Origin of the sequence: Spirosoma utsteinense, from assembly GCF_014282275.1 — a bacterium.
GTDB classification, from domain to species: domain Bacteria; phylum Bacteroidota; class Bacteroidia; order Cytophagales; family Spirosomataceae; genus Spirosoma; species Spirosoma utsteinense.
Window position 1 is genome coordinate 39,329 of sequence record NZ_VFIA01000001.1, and the last position, 20,248, is coordinate 59,576.

Here is a 20,248-nt window from a genome sequence, read left to right on the forward strand (position 1 = left end):
TTCGGGGGCCTTAACTGGAACCTTATTTGTAACGTAAATCAGTATACTAATGAAAAAACTCAACATGTTTGGTAAAGCAATTACGACATTTGCTATTTCGCTGGCGGCCACATCGGGGGTAGCCTTATTGCTGTCGTTCGCCTGTCGGCCCGCCGACCGCTCATCGGTATCGGTGTCGGTACTTGATTCTGCCGCAACCGGAGCGGTTGCGCCCACGCTGAAAGCCGTGAACGCCTATCCAAAGCTAAAATTCGAATCCCCTGTCGAGTACACCCATGCCAACGACGGTACCAACCGGGTATTCGTTGTGGAACAGGTTGGCCGGATTCGGGTATTCGATAATAACGAAGCTGCCTCATCGGCTGGCGTATACCTCGATATACGTAAAAAAGTTGAGTACGGTGGCGAAATGGGTTTGCTGGGCCTTGCGTTCCATCCAAAGTTCAAGGATAACGGCTTTTTCTACGTTAACTATACCAAAGGAAATCCACGCGAAACAGTAGTGAGTCGGTTTAAAGCGTCGTCGGCCAACGCGTCGACGGTGGAGCCGGGGTCAGAGGTGGTCCTTTTCAAATTCAGTCAGCCTTATTCGAACCACAATGGCGGTAAAGTCCTGTTCGGACCTGATGGCTATCTGTACGTGTCTACCGGCGACGGGGGGAGTGGGGGCGATCCACAGAACAATGGACAGAACCGGTCGAGCTGGCTTGGCAAAATTCTGCGCGTCGACGTGAACGGGAAAGAGAAGGGTAATTACAGTATCCCCGCCGACAATCCATTTAAAGGGGGTCGGGGTGGCGCACGAGAAGAAATTTTTGCCTATGGTCTTCGTAACCCATGGCGGATAAGTTTCGATGAAAAAGGCCAGTTATGGGCAGGTGACGTAGGTCAGAACAAAATTGAGGAGATCGACATCGTCACCAAAGGAGGTAACTATGGCTGGCGCGTGAAAGAAGCAGATCAGCCTTTCAACGCGAAGGACAACACCGTCACTGATAAGCTCGTTGACCCTATCTGGCAGTATACACACGATAACGGCGACGTGTCGGTTACGGGTGGTGTCGTTTACCGGGGTCAGGCTACACCAGCCTTACGCGGAAAGTACATCTATGCCGACTTTGCCAGTGGCCGTGTCTGGGCGCTTACCCAGAACGGTACCAGCCGCGCTACAAACCAGGAGGTAGTGACAGGTGCCGGAAGCATTTCAGCTTTTGGTGAAGATCAGAAAAACGAAATGTATCTCTGCGATCTTGGTGGCGGACAGATACTAAAACTTTCGGCCAAGTAGACCGATAAGATTTATTCCTTACACCATCAGGGCCCGCATCGACACGGGGGTTAGCCATAGCTGAACCCGTGCCGATGCGGGCCCTGATGGTGTTATGGATTATAATAAAATATGACTCATACCGTTCGGTCATTTGTTTCGTTGACCTATCTGTGGAGAAAGAAGTGACCCATCGTTTGTGTAGTAGCCCGGCTTCGAACTTGTGAGTTTAGCGATAGTCAGCCAGGGCGACCTACCGACTGACCTGTAGAATGATTACCTTGCATAAATACGACAGCGCCATGTTTATCGAACTAACCAAAGAGAACGGAGAGAAGCAGATACTGAATGTAACTCAAATTGCCGGCGTTTCCCCCGGTGTATCTAAAAGGGACTCAACCCGCGCTGTAGCCAACATCCGCTGGGCTGCCGACGAGCTACCCGCCCAATTCCTTGAGACGTATGATCAGGTGAAAATCATGATTGAAGAAGCCACCAGAACGACCATCGTAAAAGCGGGGATGCTACAGATTTGATCCACTGCTGGCTCTAAGAAAGACCGCTTTTCCGTGTATTGAGTCCCGCTGGAAAGTTGACCTTCCCACTGTTTGTATCATTCTCCGCACGGAGAATGATACAAACAGTGGGAAGGTCAACTTGTTGTTGGGATCGCATCAGGCGACGAAGCCCACCGGTTGTCAACCGGTCAATCGCTACGCCAAAAGAGAGTAGAATTTGCGTACCGTCTTCGGCATGATGAAGTAAAATAGCCGGTCTGTGAACTTAAGGTAGTATCTCCTATTTGGAGTCAGCGAAACTGGCAATACCAGGCAGTTACTAGTTGAAAAATTTAGTCAGGTCAATGAAGAATAAACTAGTACTCTCTATTCCGGTCGCACTACTACTAAACCTGCCGGTTTTCGGTCAGTTTTCAAAAGCATATCAGGACAGTATTTCCAGGTATACCCAGATCGATTACGACCAGATGCTGGGGCAACTGCGTATTCAGCGTTCTGAACTTCGTCCCGGCCCTTCCGGAAACCCGAAGGATGCCAATGCAGCCAATAGTACAGAAGCGAACGTAAATCAGTACACCCTTCCCAACGCGCTGCTACTGAAGAACGGCCAGAAAGTGAACAGTGCCAAAGACTGGGTTGAGAAAAAACGACCCGAACTGATTGACGGGTTTGAACGCGAAATCTACGGGCGATTGCCCAGGGCAATTCCTGCCGTACGCTGGAACGTGGTCTCCGTCAGAGACACGATGGTAGGCAACCAGCCTATCCGGGAAAAAATCCTGAAAGGTATCGTAGACAATTCGGCCTATCCATCCATCAGGGTAGAGATAAATATGGTTGTGGCCACGCCTGCCAAAGCCACCAATGCCGTTCCCCTTGTCATGGAGTTTGGGTTCATCCGTTCCCCGTTCAATCCGGGTCCTATCAAAGCGATCGGGTTAGGATCATCAGGCGAGCCCGCCTGGCAGGAGCAACTGATTTCACGGGGCTGGGGGTATGCTATCCTGGAGCCATCCAGTATTCAGGCCGATAACGGTGCCGGACTGACCCGAGGCATCATCGGGTTGACCAACAAAGGCGGCTATCGTAAACCCGACGAATGGGGTGGACTCAGAGCCTGGGCCTGGGGAGCCAGCCGGGCCCTGGACTACTTAGCGACCGACAAGGACGTGGACGTAAAGCGAGTGGCTATCGAGGGCCTGTCCCGTTACGGAAAAGCAGCGGTTGTTGCGATGGTCTTCGAGCCCCGTTTTTCTCTGGGCTTTATTGGTTCATCCGGTGCCGGCGGGGTGAAAATACTGCGACGCGTTTTTGGTGAACAGATCGAAAATCTGACTTCATCGGGTGAGTATCATTGGTTTGCAGGCAATTTTATAAAGTACGGCAGTAAACTCAAACCCGACGACATGCCCGTCGATGCCCACGAACTGGTCGCGTTGTGTGCGCCCAGGCCGGTATTCATAAGCTCGGGTTCGCCACAGGTAGAGGGGCAATGGGTGGATGCTAAAGGCATGTTTCTGGGAGCCGCCCATGCGGGGCCAGTCTATCGGTTGCTTGGAAAAAAAGACCTGGGAACCATGGAGTTTCCTAAACTCGGTACGCCTTTGGTCGAGGGCGATATTGCCTTCCGGCAACACGCGGGAGGGCACAGTACCGGCCCAAACTGGAGCACCTGGATAGCCTGGGCGTGTAAGTACTGGGGCGAGTGCAACTAGACTGAGCTTGAAAACTAGCGTATCGAGGACACACCGACCTGGGTACTAACGACGCTGAAAAGCCCATTAACCCGTATACAATGAATCGCTTCGTCTTAGTTTGTTGGCTGGTGGCGACCAGCGTGGTTGCACAGGCCCAGATCCGGTTACCTAAATTGATCAGCGATGGGATGGTGCTGCAGCGGGAGGTACCGCTGAGGATATGGGGCTGGGCGAAATCCGGGGAGAAGATCACGGTACAATTCAAGCGTAAGAACTATAAGACGGTAACCGATACCGAGGGTAAATGGCAGGTTGAGTTGCCTCCAATGGCAGCGGGAGGCCCGTTCATCATGGAAATAGGCGGCAGTTCGCGGCTCACGCTGAAGGATATACTGATTGGGGATGTGTGGTTTTGCAGCGGGCAAAGCAACATGGTCCACCAGCTGACTATTCACGATATCACTTACGCCAAAGAAATCAGGGAGGCCAACTTTCCGCAGATACGGCAGTTCTGGGTGCCTACCCTCACGCAGCTGCAATCCCCGCAACGTGACCTTCCTAGTGGCCAGTGGAAAGCCGCTGTGGGCGAAGATGTCCGGCCTTTTTCGGCAGTAGCTTACTTTTTTGCGAAAAAGATTCACCAGAAATATAACGTACCTGTTGGTATAATCAATGCCAGCGTGGGCGGCACACCAATCGAAGCCTGGATCAGTGAAGAAGGGCTACGTGATTTTTCGGCCTTGAAAACCACCATCGATACGAATAAAGATACGGCCTACGTCAACCGGCTTACCCGCAGCCAGCCAGCCAGACCCGCCCCACCCGTTGACGCGGGCCTGGCCGGCACGACCAAATGGTATGATATGACGTATAGGCCCAGCGGCTGGCGGACCATCAACGTGCCGGGCTACTGGGAAGACCAGGGGGTGAAAGACCTGAACGGAGTGGTCTGGTACCGCCGAGAAATTGACGTGCCCGCATCGATGACGGGCAAACCCGCCAAGGTTTTTCTGGGCCGTGTGACGGATGCCGATGAGTTTTATATCAACGGCAGGCAGGTAGGCAAGACCACCTACCAGTATCCGCAGCGACGGTATTCCGTGCCGGACGACGTACTGAAAGCGGGCAAGAACCTGCTTGTCGTACGGGTTACCAATACAGCGGGTAAAGGAGGCTTCGTGCCCGACAAACCCTATTGTCTTTTCGCGGGAGCCGATACGCTGGATCTGAAAGGAACCTGGCAGTATAAAGTGGGGACTACCTTCCCGCCATCGACGGGGGGCGGCTTGGGAGGGGGCATCAACGCACAGAATCAACCTACGGCTTTGTACAATGCCATGGTAGCCCCGGAAACTTCCTACGCCATCAAAGGCTTTTGCTGGTATCAGGGTGAAAGCAATGCCGGTAAGCCACAGGAATATGAAACGTTGTTGCGGGCTTTACTGGCTGACTGGCGACGGCAGTGGGAACAGGGCGATCTGCCTTTTCTGTATGTACAGCTCCCCGGTTTCATGGATTACAATTACCTGCCTTCAGAAAGTAACTGGGCCCTACTGAGAGAGGCCCAACTCAATGCGTTGACCGTGCCCAACACCGCTATGGCTGTGGCTATTGACCTGGGGGAATGGAACGATATCCATCCCGATAACAAAAAAGACGTGGGCGAACGGCTGGCGCTGGCCGCCCTGAAAACGGCTTACCGCGAAAACGTCGTTTCGTCAGGCCCGTTGTATCAGTCATCTACCGTAAACGGCGGTAAACTGGTCATTCGCTTTACCCATATCGGTGGGGGGTTAATGACCAATGACGGCGAAGAAGTAGGTGAGTTTGCTATTGCTGGCAGCGACAAAAAATTCGTTTGGGCGCATGCAAAAATAGACGGTGACAACGTGGTGGTATGGAGTGATGAGGTGCCCGCCCCCCTTTATGTACGATACGCCTGGGCCGATAACCCCGTTCACCCGAATCTCTACAACAAAGAAAAACTACCCGCATCCCCCTTCAGGACGGACAAGTGAACCTATACCTGAAAAAGGAAGCGATTTCCTGTTAAAGCCCGTATGGAGGGCTGGTTCAGGGACGAGCTAAATAACTACCGGATTTGGGTCACCAGCACCCGTACCCGCTGGTTCAGGTGGATGGTATCACCCACTACCTTTACCTGATCACCCACCTTTAAAACGCGGTAAGCCTGCTGCAGCCGCACCCGGCTCACCAGGGCGTCGAAGCCGATTCCGTGTCTGTCGCGCAGGCTGGCTGTGTAGCCATCCTTGCCCGGTTTTATTTGTTGAACGATGCCTTTCCGGGAAAAAGGTTTGGGACTGGCGCAGGAGGTAAGAAGAGAAAGACTCAGCAGGGCCAGTGAAACAGGGGCGGGAAATACGGTTAGATGCATAGAGACAGTAGTGTAACGGAAACCTCCGGTGCGATATTCTTTTTTATGGCCTTCGACTGACCCGTTTGAGCAGATAATGTGCGCTTCCCGGTTGAGGCCCTTACCACACCGAAAGACCCGACCAATCAGCAGACCGACTCGGGCCGCTCCGCTGAGATCACCTTATTCTAATCTGTTTCTAATTGGGTATTAATCCGGCTCTAAAGACGCAGGAACAATTTTGTAACAACGAAAGCGGAAAAAGGACTGGGCTACCGGTTGCCCACAGACCCACTCCGGCCTATCTGATTTGGATACGTTGTCAACATATTTCCCCATTCAGAGCCATGAAAACGTTCCCGAATATCCTGATTTGCGCGGGTCTGCTGAGCCTGCTGATAACCGCGCCCTTATCCGCAATGGATACCACATCGAAGACCGACCGTAATCTTCCCATAACAGGCTGGGTATCTGCCCCGGACGCATCGTTCAATGCCCGCACCTACCAGGCCGATAATGGCGATCTAGTCATACAGGTCAACAACCGTTCGCTCCGTGTACTGACCATTCAGATGCAGACGATGCGGGGGGAGGAGATTGCCTTCGTTCCCGTTCCGAAGCAACAGTCGGCATTTGGTACCCGGCTTAACGTACAGGAACTAGCCGACGGCGACTACCGCATCATCGTATCGAGTGATAACGAGCGGATTGTCAACATCATCAACCTGAAATTGGCCGTGCCCACCCCGGCTGTACGCCGGGCCACCGTAGCTGTCGTGAATCCGGTTAACGAACCCTAAGGGTTTGTCGACCAGCGACTGAAGGCCGCCCGCAAAACCGACTGCTGTCATTCACCAGCCTACACATCACACATCCGTCAATCTAATCAATTCGTATGAACCCTGATAACTTACCAATCACGCCCGCAGAGTCGAACCCTGAACTAGCTCAACTGTACCTGGGCTTAGGTAGCGTGGCCTACGCGCTGGCCAAAGTAGACGGCCGGATTCAATTAGCTGAAATGCAAATCGTCAAGGAACTCCTGGCGGGACTACCCCACGGCGAGCTGGCTCTGTACGCGTTTTTCCTGCGGGAGAACTGCGATGAGGGTGTGGAAGAAGCCTATGACTTCGGGATGCGCCGGTTCGTCAACAACCGAAAAATTCTGACAGACTTGATAAAAAAACAATTTGTGAACATCCTGATCCGAATTGCCGAAGCCCATGATGATACCTCCATCAAGGAGCAGGCAATGATTAAGCGGTTCCGGCGCGACCTCCGGCGGTTATAAACGCTCGTCTTGTCCCCTGACGTCCATACCTTGCCTGCACCGTTGCTTACTGATCATTCGGCATCGGGCAGGCAGTGGGCGGTTCCGCAAAATTCTGTAAAGATGTTGGCGGGCGACCTCCGGGGCCCAAACAGGTTTTCATTCAGTAACAAACCAATCAAGGGGGGGTGAATTGTTACGAAGCCCTGCGGATTAGTGCTTTCTCAAAAAGAACATGTATCCGGTTTTCGGTTCGGCTGAAGCTACTTTCATGAGACAAACTAATTTATTCCATGAGCCATAAACGCAGGCAATTATACCACCCTGTCTGTCAAAACAGCCTCTTTAGACTAGTTTGGTGTGTTTCTCTTGCCTTCCTGGTGGCTCAAGTAACCTGGGCGCAGTCCACCATTCAGGGGCAGGTACAGAACGGCAAGAATCTGGAGTCACTACCGTTTGCCAACGTTTTTCTATCTGGAACCACCAAAGGTACAGTGACCGATCAAAACGGTTCATTCACCTTGCTCAACGTTCCCGCTGGCAGGTTTGACCTGATTGTCTCCTACATTGGTTTCGCTACACTGAAAACAACGATCCAAACGCAGGATCAAAAAGTATACCGGTTTCTGCTAAAACCCCTTGATAATCAGCTGGATGCTGTTACCGTTACAGCTCGTCGGCGATGGGATTCCGACCGGGCTAGACAGCTCAGTCTGTTTACCGAACTGTTTATTGGTAAGAATCAAAACGCTCGTCAATGCCGACTGGTTAATCCGCAGGTCTTGTCGTTTACCCAGAAAGGAGATACGCTCCGGGCTTCTGCACAGGAACCTTTACTGATCGAGAATCGAGCGTTGGGTTATCGGATTAAATTTCAGTTGGAGTACTTCTCTTACACCGATGCCTCTAATTTGATCGCTTATCAGGGCGATCCTGTTTTTGAGCCATTAAGGCCCGCCAATGCGAAAGAAGCAGAGCGTTGGCGCAGGAATCGCCACTATGCTTACTTAGGATCAGTTATGCATTTTGGACGCGCTTTGTATCAGCGCCAGTTAGCCCGGGAAGGTTTTACGATTCAGAAAGTGATCGAGCGAAAGAACAGGCAGGGGGAGGTACGATTAATGGGCGTACCCGGTGATACAATCGTATCAGTCAACTCCTTAACTAACCCGAAGCGATTGGTGTCCCTGCCCATGGCTGCTTATAAACACCTGCTGGACACAGTTCGGTCAACGGCTCTTCAGCCGGTTATTGCCTTTGCTGACCTGATTCAGGTGATCTATACGAAAGAGAAGGAACCGTACGAGTACCAGCGAACGCAGCGTTCATCGGCTTACGACACGAATGACGCTTTCCAGAAGTCAATTATGCGTATGCTGGATTCCAGTGTCACAGTGGAAGCAAATGGGCAGTTCTGGCCTCCTCGGGGTATTCGTCATCAGGGGTATTGGGCCTGGGAATTGATGGCCGACGAGCTGCCATTCGACTATGACGATAAAGACGGGATCAGCGCTTTAAAATAGTGTTTACATTAGCTTTTTTAGGTCGAAGTCCTTCTCAATGTGGCGGGACAAATGTGTATGTTCACTAATAACTTTAAATGCCCTATTTGGCGTAACCGAAACTAGGTAGCCTCGTACGGTTAGAGAGCTTTTTTTACAGTACGATGCCAAGTATCAATCCCACCAAGTCTTAATGGCCAGCCAGAGCCCCTGTATTTATGAAGACACTCCTTCTTATTACGGTTTGTTTATTACTCGTGATAGTACAGGGTGCCGTGCAAGCCCAAACGCCTTCTGCTACGTTGACCGGTCGGGTACTCGACCCTAAAACGGGTCAAGTGCTGCCTTTTGCCAGCGTTTACATCAACAACTCTACCCGGGGCAGTACCGCCGATGAGAACGGCATCTACCGCCTGACCGGCCTGCCGCTGGGTACTTACGAACTGGTTGGCTCGATGCTGGGCTACACCACCACCCGCCAAACCCTGCGCCTGAACGAAGCCCGCACCTATACCATCGACCTCGACCTAAAGGCATCCGGTAGCGACCTCGCTGCTGTCACGGTGTCTGCCCGGCGTAGTGGGGCCTGGCAGCGGCAGTATCGCCAGTTCAGCCGCGAGTTGCTGGGCAACCGGCCCCCCGCCCGCCAAACCAGCATCGTCAACGCCAGTGTACTGCGCTTTTCCGAAGAGAAAGGCCACCTGCTGGCCAGGGCCGATGAGCCATTAGTGATCGAAAACAATGCCTTAGGCTACCGGCTGCACTATACCCTGCTGCACTTCGATCTCTACCGGGGGCGCATGGACTTTGCCGGCGACTGCCGCTTCGAGGAGCTAAAACCGGCCAATGCCCGCCAGCAGGCAACCTGGCAGGCCAACCGGCTCAAAGCCTATCACAGCTCGCTACAGCATCTGCTGGCCAGTTTGCTGACAGGCACCCACGAGCAGGAGGGCTTCACCGTTTATCGAACGCCCCTGCTGGCCGATGGCTCTCCGGCAGCAGCGCAGGCTATGCCACTGGTGCGTACCGTAGAACGACAACGGCTGGATGCACAGCAGGCGCTGGCCCTCTTCCAGCCGGGCGGTGCGCCATTTGAGCGCCACCTGATGTCGGCTCAGCCGCTGGAGGTCTATTACAACCGGGTTTACACCCGTAACTCTCCCTATAACGACTCGCCCTATGCTTACTCCATGCTTCTGTTTCCCCATCAGTCGATCAGCCTGACCACCAACGGCTGGGTAACCGAGGGAAAGGGGCTGGATGTGCGGGGCTACCTCGGCGATGACCGGCTGGCTACGCTGCTGCCTGCCGACTGGATACCCACCAACAAGCAACTCCTTGAACCTATCGACATTGCCGGTGGCCGAACACTGCGGCCCGATGCCCGGCTCGACTCCCTGCTGAGCTACCGCCAACGGCAGGCCCGCCATACGGCACCGCTGGTATTTGTGCATACCGACAAAGCCCTTTACAGCACGGGTGATGTCGTTTGGTTCAGCGCCTACGTAGTGGATGCCCTCCGGCAGTTGCCGCCGGAGGGTCTGGCCGACCAGTCTCTGCACGTAGAATTGCTGGCACCGGAGGGTCGGCTCATCAGTCACCAGTGGCTACAGATCAACGACGGGCGGGCGGTGAGCCAGCTACGACTGAGCGATACGCTACTGGCTGGTACCTACCGGTTGCGGGCCTACACCGTTATGGATCAAACCCCGAGCGGACCCGCTTTCGAGACTCCGCTAACGGTACAGAACATACGGCTGCCGGGACGTAATGATGGAAGCCGCCGGGAAGTGGCTGCCCTGGCGGGTGGTGGGGCTGGTATCGCAATGGATTCGCTGGATGTGCAGTTTCTGCCCGAGGGAGGGCGCTGGCTAGCGGGGGTGCCCGCTCGGTTGGGTATTCGGGTAGTGCAGCCGGGCGGGCGGGGGCGGGCCGTCAGCGGGCGTATTGTGGATGGGGCCGGGCAGGACATAGCGCGCTTCTCAACCAACGTGCTGGGGCTGGGTCAGGTTAGGCTGACTCCGCAAACCGGCCAGCGGTACGTAGCCCGGCTCGACGAATCCGCCAACGCAGTAGTTCCCCCTATGGCGTTGCCCGAAGCAGAGCCGGAAGGCTGGGCGCTGTCGGCCGATGCGCTGTCGGACAGTGCGCGGTTGTTGGTGACGGTTCACGCTACTGGCCGCTACCAGCAGCAGCCGGTGTACATTACCCTGCAAAGTCGCGAGCAATTGGTCTACCGGCAAAAGTGGCAACTGACCAAAGGGGAAGCACAGTTTGCATTGCCCACCGGTAACTTGCCCCCGGGCGTATGTCGGCTGACACTTTGGGATACGGCGGGCCGGGCCAGAGCCGAGCGGCTGGTGTTTGTGGCCGAACAGCGTGGCCCGATGCAAATGCGGGTCGTCACCGCCAAAATACGCTATGCCCCCCGTGAGCAAGTCGCTATCGGCTTACAGTTCCGCGACCAGGAAAATTACCCCATAGCCGCTATCTGGTCGGCCGCTGTAACCGACGCCGACCAACTGCCCGCCGATACCAACCAGGTGGATCTGCGCACACACCTGCTACTGACGAGTGGGCTTGGGGACGGACGTATCGAATCACCGGCGCATTACCTGCTGGCTGAAAACGGGGCTGACCTGGACCTGCTGCTGCTAACGCGGGGCTGGCGACGACTGCCGGCCCCAACACCTGCCGACTCGACGGGCGGCTGGGCGCTGAGCGGGCAGGTGCAGGACAGCCGGGGTCGCCCGCTGGCGAACGAAACCGTTACGTTGCAGCTGGAAAACAAAGGGTTAAAACTCCTGCGCAGCCTGACCACCGATAGGGGCGGACGCTTCCGGCTGTCGAATCTCTTGCTGACCGATACCGTGCAGGTACGGGCTCGTACGCCCAAAACCAGTAGTGCCGTAGTCCGTATCGATCAGCCTGGGGGATCGTTTTCAGCCGAAGCGCTGCCCGCTCCCGACTGGGGCGCACTGGTCCGCTGGACAGCCGATGCATCCGTACGCCAGAGCGAGTGGCCTGCCCTGTACCGCGACTCGACGGCCCGCCAACTGGCCGAAGTGGTGGTACGGGCAACAAAGTATGTGGATCGGGATAAGCGACCGGTAGACGTAGAACGAGCCAGTTTGCACAATGAAGCTGATGGAACATTAGTGGTGGAAGGAAACAATTCAACGCTGAATGCTACTAACATTTGGTCCCTACTTGAAATGGTTCCTGGTATTGGAATGCTTAAACGAGGGCCTATCAACGGGGATAATACTCCCCTGTACATTATTGATGGCATATATGCTGATGGCAATGTTGTAGATTTACTTGAGCCTCGGATGGTTAGCCGGATCGAGATTCTCAAAAATTCAACAACAGCAGGCATCTATGGGGTGCGGGCGGCCGCAGGGGTCATTGCCATCTTCACCCGTAAGGGTAAGAACGTTACCCTTCCTGAATTTACCAGCCCGGCCGTTACGCTGGTGGGATTTGTTACACCCCGCGAGTACTACGTACCGCGCTATGAGCTGCTCCAGGGGGGCGAGCGCATCGACCGGCGCGACGTGCTGTACTGGCAACCCCTGGGACGAAGTGACCTCGACGGACAGGCCCGCCTGAATTTCCCGCTTAGCGATACGGCCCGGCGGCTGCGCGTAGTCGTACAGGGGCTAAGCACCGAGGGGGTGCCTATTTATTTCACCTGGGTACTCCCCATGAGGTAGGTGTAGAGCAGCCTATTTGTAAGCTGCCGACGGTCTATTGGCAGTGGGTTACAGCGCCGGTTCCCGTTTCTGACGCAGTCCGAGTTCGATGTTGACGTCCATAGCAGAACCAACCGGCTTAAGCAAAACCCGGGCTACTAACCCGGCCTGTCCAGGAAAATAAGTTAAGTGGTAACTCAGTAGGTGAGGCCCCCCAACTTATTTGTCAGTTAATTCACCCCTTATCTTATGCACGTACTAAGCCGCGCCTTCCTGCCCTGGCTACTGGTCAACAGCTTATTGATCATTGGCTCCTGTAAAGCAGACAAACCTGCTCCCGTTTCCCGTCAAGCTGCCGATACTAAAGTCCTGAAATTGACGATCGATCCGAAAGCAACCTTTCAGACCATCGACCATTTCGGGGCGTCCGATGCCTGGGCCTGCCAGTTTGTGGGCAACTGGCCCACGGCTACCAGGTCAGGTATCGCCGACCTTCTTTTCAGCCGCGATACCCTGCCAACCGGGCAGCTAAAAGGCATTGGTCTCTCACTCTGGCGCTTCAACATCGGTGCCGGAACGGCTGAACAAGGCGATAAAAGCGGCATCAAAGACGAATGGCGACGGGCCGAATCGTTCCTCAAGGAGGATGGTACCTATGACTGGACTAAGCAGAGCGGCCAGGTGTGGTTTCTACAGGCCGCCAGAGACCGTGGCGTTGCCGAGTTTCTGGCCTTTCCCAACAGCCCACCGGTTCAGTTCACCACCAACCATAAAGGATATGCCAACAAGGGGCTTCCCAATCTTAACCCCGACCAGTTTGACTCGTATACCCGCTTTCTGGCCAGGGTCGTCGCCGGTGTTCGCGATAAGACGGGTATCACCTTTCAGTATGTCAGCCCCGTTAACGAACCCCAGTGGGACTGGAGCGATGGCGGTCAGGAAGGAACACCGTTCTTTAACAACCAGATTGCCGGTTTGACACGGTCGCTCAGTGCCGCTCTGTTGACAGAAAAGCTGCCAACGCAGATCAACATTGCCGAAGCGGGCCAGATCGATTACCTCTATTCGGATCATAACCGGCCGGGCCGCAGCAGCCAGATCAAGGCTTTCTTCCAGAAAACATCTCCCGATTACCTGGGTGATCTGCCCAACGTAACCCGGGCCATTTCGGGGCATAGCTACTTTACCACGTCGCCTTACAAAGCGGCAGCTGCCCGGCGTAGGCAACTGGCAACCGATCTGGCAGCTAGCGGTCTGAAATACTGGATGTCGGAGTACTGCATCCTGGGCGACAATGAGGGTGAGATACGGGGTGAAGGCCGGGATCTGGGCATCGATCCGGCGCTGTATGTGGCCTCGGTTATTCATAACGACCTGACCCACGCCAATGCGTCGGCCTGGCACTGGTGGATCGCCCTCTCGCCCTATAATTACAAAGATGGACTGATCTACGTAGACAAGAACAAAACGGGTGGCAGCTACCAGCCCGCCAGAATGCTATGGGCGCTGGGAAACTACAGCCAGTTTATCCGCCCCGGGGCTGTACGGGTGGCGGCAACGCTGGATTCCGATTCCGACGATGTACTGGTTTCTTCGTTCAGGAACAACGATCAGAAGCTGATTACGGTCATTGTGAACCGGTCGAACAACGCGGTAACTATTGAGTCGACCCTCACGACGGGCACACTTCGTCATATCCGACTCTACCAAACAGCTGCCGACAAGGCCCTTATGCCCATCCAGGCGAATGCAGCAGGAAGCTTTACCGTTGCCGCGAAAAGTATCACGACGCTGGTAGGCGACTATAGTAACTGACCCGCTAAGCGGGTAGATGAAACAGAAACGGCTACCCTTCGGAACCGTTTCAATAGGTGCCGAAGAGTAGCCGCAGACTGCCAGGACTGGTTTATTTTTGTTGGGACAGGAACGTGATCAGCGAAGCAAACTCGTCGTAGGACAACGCATTGGCCAGGCCCGTTGGCATCATGGACGAATCCAGTTCCTTGCGGCTCAGCAGGTCCGCTTTTTTGATGGTGTACACCTGACCCGTGATATCCCGCATGACCAGCCGGGTTGCCGATTCCTCGGTAATAAATCCGGTGTAGCTTTTATTCCCTTTTGCGGTAACCGAAACGGAAGCAAAGCCCTGCGATATGGACGCGTTTGGCTTGAGAATGGATTCGGCAATCTGTTCCCGGTTCATGATCGATCCAATTTGTCCCATAAAAGGACCTTTCATCGGTTCGTTTCTGGCCAGGCTATGGCAGGCGACGCAGCCTTGCTGGGTAAACAGGGTTTTGCCCAGGGCTGCATCGCCCGGTAGTTTGGCCATCGCCAGCATGACATCTTCGATGGATGCTTCGCCTACCTGACCCTTTTTACTCCGTATCTTCTCCAGATCTACTTTATTCTCCACCTGAACCGCTACCGGCTCTTCCACCCCAAATTCGGCAATGTCCAGCCGAAGCCGACTGTTCAGGTCGGTGAAAAACTGCTTGTCTTTTGCCTGCTGCCATTCGGCCAGCAGGAGGGTTTTGATGGCCGGGGAGGATGCCCAAACGATCGATTTGTAATAGGGGCCATGGGTGTCCGGGCGGGTGCTCCACCACCAGGACGCATCATAAGGTGCCTCCTGCTTATACAGGCGTCCGAGGGTGGTCAGCAGCTGGCTTTTGAGGTTCGCATCGCTGGTCTGGCTGTAGGCGCGTATCAGCCCGTCAACCGCTTCGGGCGTATGCATGTACCGCAGTGCCCACAGCGCCAGGGTAGGGTTGGGTGAAGTGATGGCCTGCACACAGGCTGTCACAGCGTTTAGCTTCACCAGCGACCGAACCGCCAGATGGGCCGGCACGACCGAGGCATGGGGGGCGGCATGCGGGCCTTCTACACCGTTGGCCGGGGCAGCCAGTGTGTTGGGTACGCTGACCTGTAGCAGGGCTGCGGCCGCTTCGCTACGTTCCAGACGGCCCAGACCGATCAGGGCCGCTACCTGCACCCGCTCCGACGGGTCCTTCACTCCCTCCAGGAAAGGTGCCAGCGGTACGTTTTTGATAAACGGCTTTCGGTCGGCCAGTGCGCGAAGGGCAAACTCCCGGACGGCAGCATCCTGCGTGAGCTGTACCAATTTGTCGATGCCTTTGTCGCCGGCAGCCTGGGCGTAGGTAAAGATGCCCGCCACCCGGTTTGCCAACGGCATCGTTTGATCTGAGGCAACCTTCCAGGCCACTTTAGCCGCCTGCTTTCCGGGACGGGTGAGCAATTCCTGAGACGCACACAAACGCGCTACGGCGCTCTTCGATGCAAGCCATACGCCCAGGTTTTTGACTGAGGCTTTTTTAAGGTTCGGGAAGGCCTGGTAGGTCCAGTTTTGCGGTACCGCCCGTACGACATAGCCTTTATCGGGATTGCCGGAATAACCCGCCCCATTCCAGGCCGCCAGATACAGACGTCCCGATCCATCCACATCCACATCGGTAATTTGCGGTAGTTTGATAAAGGCTTCCTCCTGCTGGGTAAAGGTGCCTTTGTCGGGCGTTACCCGGTGGATATACAACTGATTGCGGCCCCAGTCGGCCATCATCGGCACCTGGTTGTATTTTTTCGGCCAGCTGGGTTCATCCATGAACAGGGCACCCGTACCCGACCCGCCCCCTACATCGACCAGCGCCGGTATGATCTCGTCGGTGAAGTGCTTGAACAATACCGGGTAGCCATACTCAGCCGACTGGAGCTGATGGCTGAACCGGATGTTCCAGCCCCCGCCATCGTTGGTGTTATCGCGCGTGAAAATGTTCATGTAAGGGTCAATGGCTACATCGTAAATATTTCGTGTGCCATGAGAGAAGATCTCCATTTCGGTCCCATCGGGCCTTACCCGCACAATGCCGCCCCCCAGCATGGTCAGCTTGTTACCCGAACGATCGACGGCATCGTGGAAACCAAAGTCGCCTACCGCAATATAGATCCAGCCATCGATACCCATTCGGATACCGTTGGTCGCATGATCGACCCCCCGCTCCTGAATGAACTTAACGTTGCTGATATGCTCTACCAGCGGTCTGGAAGGGCCGTCTGCCACGCCATCCCCGTTTTTATCGTCGAACACGACCAGATCCATGCCCGTTGCTTTTCCGGTTTCAGACGAGAAGGCCGCGTGCAGCACAAACACCTGATCGCCCAGGGCAATGATACCCCGCGGGTTATTGACTTTGGCAAAGGTTGTATGCTGGTCTACTTTTCCGTCGTTATCGCTGTCTACCAGCCGGACGACAGCACCCATGTCCGGCTTCTTCCCCAGCGACCCCTGCTTGTCGACGCCAACGAACACCTCGCCGGTGGGAGCCACTGCCAGACAGGCCGGGCTGGGTGTCAGATCAGGTCCCGTGAAGTTGGTTACCTGCAGATCAGGCGGGTAGTCCGGTGCCTGGACAACAGTCCCCGAAACGGCTGGTTTATGGAGTAGCCTCAGGTTTTCAGGTAGTCCAAAACTCAATAGAAAAGCAGTCAGGAAGCTTAGCGAAATCTTAAACATGCGTTGCCAATAAATAGTAATGATGCCATTACCGGTTGTTTATCTACCAAAGTAATAGTGACGGTTTATTTTAACTATTGTCAACGCGATTAAGTGTGTTTAACCAGTATAGCCAACCTTGTTCTGAAAGCCTAGCAGCGCGGCATACGAGTCGCGTACGGTCTTCTTTTCATAATCCGACGCTAAGGTCTGGTTAGCCCAGGCCAGCAACAGGGTAGCCTGCTCCCGGAGAACAGGCTGGCGATCTGCTGAAGAGGTCGCCCGAGCCGTAAGGGCCAGCGCTTGTATCAACCGCAGCAAAACAGCGTGGTTGCCTTTCGCATTAATACGGGGCAGGTCAAAAGCCAGCCGGATAAACTGATCGAAACTGCGGGTTGCTACGATCAGGCGAAGACAGGTTCCATCGGAGCGCAGTCGGGAGGGAAACACGCGCCCGGCCAGCCGTTCCCCAATGGCACCCAGAAAATCAACCGTCATGATAGCGGTGGTGGTGTCATTGATGCCGGGAGAAAGTGCTTTCAAAACGATGTCGACCAGTTGCTGGATACCAAAGCTCACGTCCTGTTCAATGCTACGATGCTTCCCGATTGTGATATAGGTCATAAGGTCGGCAGGCCAATCGGCCTTTATGGGTTCAGGGCGCTTATTGTCACCTCGTACGCTGAACACGACCGTTCCTTCCCCCAGAAACGAGCCCACCTCTTTTTCCTGCCGTACGATAAGCTCATGGCGTGTTGCCCACTGCAACAGTCCGTGCGTATCGATGCGCTGTAAATACCCCACCTGCCCGGCCTTCACGGCCCACCAGCCCGTTGGCTCGTCGGCCAGGCGAAGGTCGTTTTCATCATAGTACGAATCAGTCAGGGGTTCGCCTACAGTAGCGGGAAACAGATTGTCGATGGCTTTGCCCGTTTCACGAAAAATATGCGACACAATGGTCCCGGTCTGGAGTGACTCGGCGATGTGATGAATAAAAACGATCAGCGCAGCCACTCCGCCCAGCGCCAATAGCAGGCCAACGACTACCGCCGTGGCCGGAACAAACTGCCCCTCATCGCTGCCCCTGATCGTACCCAGTACAATCAGGCAGTAAGCAAACACGCTCACGAAATAACCCATGATAAACTGGTTAAGCCGGTCACTCATGAAATTACGTAGCACCCGGGGGGAGTACTGGCTACTGACCTGGGTAATGGTGGACAAGGTAAGCGAAAAGATCAGGGCAGCCACCGTTAGCATCGAACCGGCAATAGCCGTCAACATGCCACGTGCTCCCTCGGCTCCGTTGCCAAACAGCAAGGGGAACTGTTTTTTGCCTTTCCAGGCAGTGTTTGTATCAAATTCAACCAGCCCGTAGGCCAGCCCAAACGAAAGTAATACCAATACCCCCGGCACAAACCAAAGTGATTCCCGAAGCTGCTGCCAATAGTGACCTGACCGGTTGTTCATAAAAACATTTTAGGGAGTCTGGCAAAACGTCCCGGTTAATCGGTAGCTACCGATTTGGGTTGAATAGGGGTGTTGGTAAGGCGAGTAACGGGTAGCGGTGCCATTACGATCAGTCAGGTGCCTTATTGCTGTTCATCGTCTTCCGAGGTAGCAATTTTTGCCAGATCCTTGTTTTGGGGAAACAAGGCCAGGCCTTTCTTGAGCCACTCCGCCCGGGCCGCCATATCTTTACTGACCAGCTCGTGGTAAGAAATCAAATACTTGAAGGCCAGGATCAAGTCTTTCTTATAGCGGTTTCTCTCCTCTTCTTTTCCTTCGACCAGACCGATGAATTGTTCGAAGTAAGGTTTTGCCTCCCCCTTACGAACAGCTTCTTCCGGCGGGTAGGCGTAATAATTGGCCTTAGCCCGGTAGAGTATGGTTGGTGCATAGTCGGGAGAGGCTTGCTGGGCCAGCGCCAGGGCCGAGTCAGCCAGGGCAAAGCGAGTCGTATCCCGAACCAGCTTGCCGAGGCTATCGCGCTGGAAGCCAAGGGTATAGTTACTCATGCCATACCGGAACAAATCCTGTACATCTGCTTTATGGCCGTGACTGGCGGCTGAATCGAGCGTCGCTACGGCCTGTTCGTGCTTTTTCGACCGGTAATAATATTTGGCAATGTCGCCATAGAGATTCTCCGTAGTGTCGAAGGGAGCCGCTTTTTCGAGATAGGTAATCCCCAATGAATCACTGATGGCTTTCAATGAGTCGCTGCCGGGATTTTCGATAGCCAGATAAGCCTGCCCCAGGTACTTATAGTCATCATACATTACTTTGTCCGGCGCTTTATCGAGAAACGTACTGATATTTTCTATTGCCTTTTGGGGTTGTTTCAGGCCCGAATACGCCCACCCCTGAATCCGGTATACAATTGGATTCTGTGCCAACACGGTCCGGTTACTATCGATCAGATTAACGGCCCGTTGGTATTCTTTAGCCAGAAAATGAAACTGGGCCTGCCGGAGCAGCGTCTCGGGCCGACGGTCGCTGGACACACGTACATATTGATCGCTGTAGGTTGCGGCCTCTTTGTAGCGATTTACCAGGAAATACAATTCCGATAATTGTCGGTAAGCCGGTGCGTAACTGGGGTTAGCTTCAATAGCCTTCCTGTAATTTTCCACCGCCAGATTCAGGTTGCGTCCCTGCCAGTAGATGTCGCCGATACGTTGATAGGCGCGGGCGGGATCCATACCCTGTTCAATGGCGCTTTCGTACCGGGTAACGGCTGTTCCGGCATCTCTGTTCAGATAATGGGCATCGCCAAGGATGAGTTGAATGGCCGGGTTTTTCTTGTCCCGTCCAGCAGCCTGGTTGAGGTAGTCGATGGCTTTGGTTGCATTGACTGCGTTGGGGAAGCGGGGTTTTATGGAGCCGCTATCCGGAGTCAGATAACCGGTGTAGGCCTCACCAATGCGATAGAGAATAGTCGCATTTTTACCTTTGCTTTTCTTACTAACCGCTGCCAGTTCAGGCTCAGCGCTGGCGGTATTGTTCTCCACGAGATAGCTGATGGCGACACCTGTTTGATTAAGGGGTACGCGCTTTTCATCCATAGGTACCCCTTTCGTAAACCAGATACGGGCCGAATCCGGTTGGCCTGCCCGCAGGTAACCGTAGCCGGCATCGAAATAGGCCTGCATGGATGGGTTTTGCCGGGCATTGTGCGTCAGTAGTTGGGTAGCCTCGTCAAAACGGCCTAAATTCATGAGTGTTGCGGCATCGGGGGCGGGCGTTTGGGCCAGAGCCGTCCCAACCAACGCGGTCAGTAGTAAGCAATTTATGTGCGTTTTCATGGATCGTTGGGGTTTGGATTCCCGGGAAGAAATGTCCGTCCGGGAAGTAACCACAATTTACATCGCTCCTATAAGAGCCTGCTTAGAGTGAGCTTAGAATTAACTTAGAG

13 protein-coding genes are annotated in these 20,248 nt (G+C 54.5%); 9 read left to right on the forward strand and 4 right to left on the reverse strand.

Translation table 11 applies throughout. The features are described from left to right. Positions 1–49: 49 nt before the first annotated feature. From FH603_RS00170 to FH603_RS00185, 4 genes are all read left to right on the forward strand, one after another. Positions 50–1,288 carry a PQQ-dependent sugar dehydrogenase gene (locus tag FH603_RS00170; protein ID WP_186734826.1) on the forward strand — a complete coding sequence of 413 codons (1,239 nt, stop codon included), beginning with the start codon at positions 50–52 and terminating at the stop codon, positions 1,286–1,288. 251 nt (positions 1,289–1,539) lie between these two features. Beyond that, positions 1,540–1,803 (forward strand): hypothetical protein, encoded by a 264-nt coding sequence (locus FH603_RS00175; RefSeq protein ID WP_186734828.1) that lies wholly within the window; start codon positions 1,540–1,542, stop codon positions 1,801–1,803. Between the two features lie 326 nt (positions 1,804–2,129). Next, a complete protein-coding gene (locus tag FH603_RS00180) occupies positions 2,130–3,500 on the forward strand; it encodes a glucuronyl esterase domain-containing protein (protein WP_186734830.1) in 1,371 nt (456 codons plus the stop codon). 80 nt (positions 3,501–3,580) lie between these two features. Then, on the forward strand, positions 3,581–5,500 hold the full coding sequence (locus FH603_RS00185; protein ID WP_186734831.1) for a sialate O-acetylesterase: 1,920 nt from the start codon (positions 3,581–3,583) through the stop codon (positions 5,498–5,500). A 74-nt stretch (positions 5,501–5,574) separates the two neighbouring features. Here FH603_RS00185 and FH603_RS00190 read toward each other — a convergent pair whose 3' ends face one another. Beyond that, positions 5,575–5,877 (reverse strand): hypothetical protein, encoded by a 303-nt coding sequence (locus FH603_RS00190; RefSeq protein WP_186734833.1) that lies wholly within the window; start codon positions 5,875–5,877, stop codon positions 5,575–5,577. Positions 5,878–6,203: 326 nt separating this feature from the next. Here FH603_RS00190 and FH603_RS00195 point away from each other — a divergent pair, with 326 nt between their 5' ends. From FH603_RS00195 to FH603_RS00215, 5 genes are all read left to right on the forward strand, one after another. Beyond that, positions 6,204–6,656 carry a hypothetical protein gene (locus FH603_RS00195; RefSeq protein WP_186734835.1) on the forward strand — a complete coding sequence of 151 codons (453 nt, stop codon included), beginning with the start codon at positions 6,204–6,206 and terminating at the stop codon, positions 6,654–6,656. Between the two features lie 95 nt (positions 6,657–6,751). Then, positions 6,752–7,147, forward strand: a complete 396-nt coding sequence (locus FH603_RS00200; RefSeq protein WP_186734837.1) for a tellurite resistance TerB family protein — start codon at positions 6,752–6,754, stop codon at positions 7,145–7,147. Positions 7,148–7,506: 359 nt separating this feature from the next. Further along, positions 7,507–8,649, forward strand: a complete 1,143-nt coding sequence (locus tag FH603_RS00205; RefSeq protein WP_186734838.1) for a carboxypeptidase-like regulatory domain-containing protein — start codon at positions 7,507–7,509, stop codon at positions 8,647–8,649. Positions 8,650–8,846: 197 nt separating this feature from the next. Continuing rightward, positions 8,847–12,344, forward strand: a complete 3,498-nt coding sequence (locus tag FH603_RS00210) for a carboxypeptidase regulatory-like domain-containing protein (protein WP_186734840.1) — start codon at positions 8,847–8,849, stop codon at positions 12,342–12,344. A gap of 228 nt (positions 12,345–12,572) precedes the next feature. Then, positions 12,573–14,138 (forward strand): glycoside hydrolase family 30 protein, encoded by a 1,566-nt coding sequence (locus FH603_RS00215; RefSeq protein ID WP_186734842.1) that lies wholly within the window; start codon positions 12,573–12,575, stop codon positions 14,136–14,138. 91 nt (positions 14,139–14,229) lie between these two features. Here FH603_RS00215 and FH603_RS00220 read toward each other — a convergent pair whose 3' ends face one another. The 3 genes from FH603_RS00220 to FH603_RS00230 all read right to left on the reverse strand — a co-directional run bounded on the left by FH603_RS00220 (position 14,230) and on the right by FH603_RS00230 (position 20,138). Then, positions 14,230–16,854, reverse strand: coding sequence for a DUF7133 domain-containing protein (locus FH603_RS00220; protein WP_186734844.1), 2,625 nt, complete (start codon positions 16,852–16,854; stop codon positions 14,230–14,232). Between the two features lie 99 nt (positions 16,855–16,953). Further along, complete coding sequence (locus FH603_RS00225; RefSeq protein ID WP_186734846.1) at positions 16,954–18,303, reverse strand: DUF2254 domain-containing protein; 1,350 nt, start codon at positions 18,301–18,303, stop codon at positions 16,954–16,956. 122 nt (positions 18,304–18,425) lie between these two features. After that, the gene (locus tag FH603_RS00230; RefSeq protein ID WP_186734848.1) at positions 18,426–20,138 is read right to left on the reverse strand and encodes a tetratricopeptide repeat protein; all 1,713 of its coding nucleotides are present in this window, start codon (positions 20,136–20,138) and stop codon (positions 18,426–18,428) included. Positions 20,139–20,248 lie beyond the last annotated feature (110 nt).

Coding starts and splice junctions, on each gene's coding strand:
- FH603_RS00225 (WP_186734846.1), bottom strand. CDS start 18,303: ATGAACAACCGGTCAGGTCACTATTGGCAGCAGCTTCGGGAATCACTT.
- FH603_RS00175 (WP_186734828.1), top strand. CDS start 1,540: ATGATTACCTTGCATAAATACGACAGCGCCATGTTTATCGAACTAACC.
- FH603_RS00220 (WP_186734844.1), bottom strand. CDS start 16,854: ATGTTTAAGATTTCGCTAAGCTTCCTGACTGCTTTTCTATTGAGTTTT.
- FH603_RS00200 (WP_186734837.1), top strand. CDS start 6,752: ATGAACCCTGATAACTTACCAATCACGCCCGCAGAGTCGAACCCTGAA.
- FH603_RS00180 (WP_186734830.1), top strand. CDS start 2,130: ATGAAGAATAAACTAGTACTCTCTATTCCGGTCGCACTACTACTAAAC.
- FH603_RS00190 (WP_186734833.1), bottom strand. CDS start 5,877: ATGCATCTAACCGTATTTCCCGCCCCTGTTTCACTGGCCCTGCTGAGT.
- FH603_RS00230 (WP_186734848.1), bottom strand. CDS start 20,138: ATGAAAACGCACATAAATTGCTTACTACTGACCGCGTTGGTTGGGACG.
- FH603_RS00215 (WP_186734842.1), top strand. CDS start 12,573: ATGCACGTACTAAGCCGCGCCTTCCTGCCCTGGCTACTGGTCAACAGC.
- FH603_RS00195 (WP_186734835.1), top strand. CDS start 6,204: ATGAAAACGTTCCCGAATATCCTGATTTGCGCGGGTCTGCTGAGCCTG.
- FH603_RS00170 (WP_186734826.1), top strand. CDS start 50: ATGAAAAAACTCAACATGTTTGGTAAAGCAATTACGACATTTGCTATT.
- FH603_RS00185 (WP_186734831.1), top strand. CDS start 3,581: ATGAATCGCTTCGTCTTAGTTTGTTGGCTGGTGGCGACCAGCGTGGTT.
- FH603_RS00210 (WP_186734840.1), top strand. CDS start 8,847: ATGAAGACACTCCTTCTTATTACGGTTTGTTTATTACTCGTGATAGTA.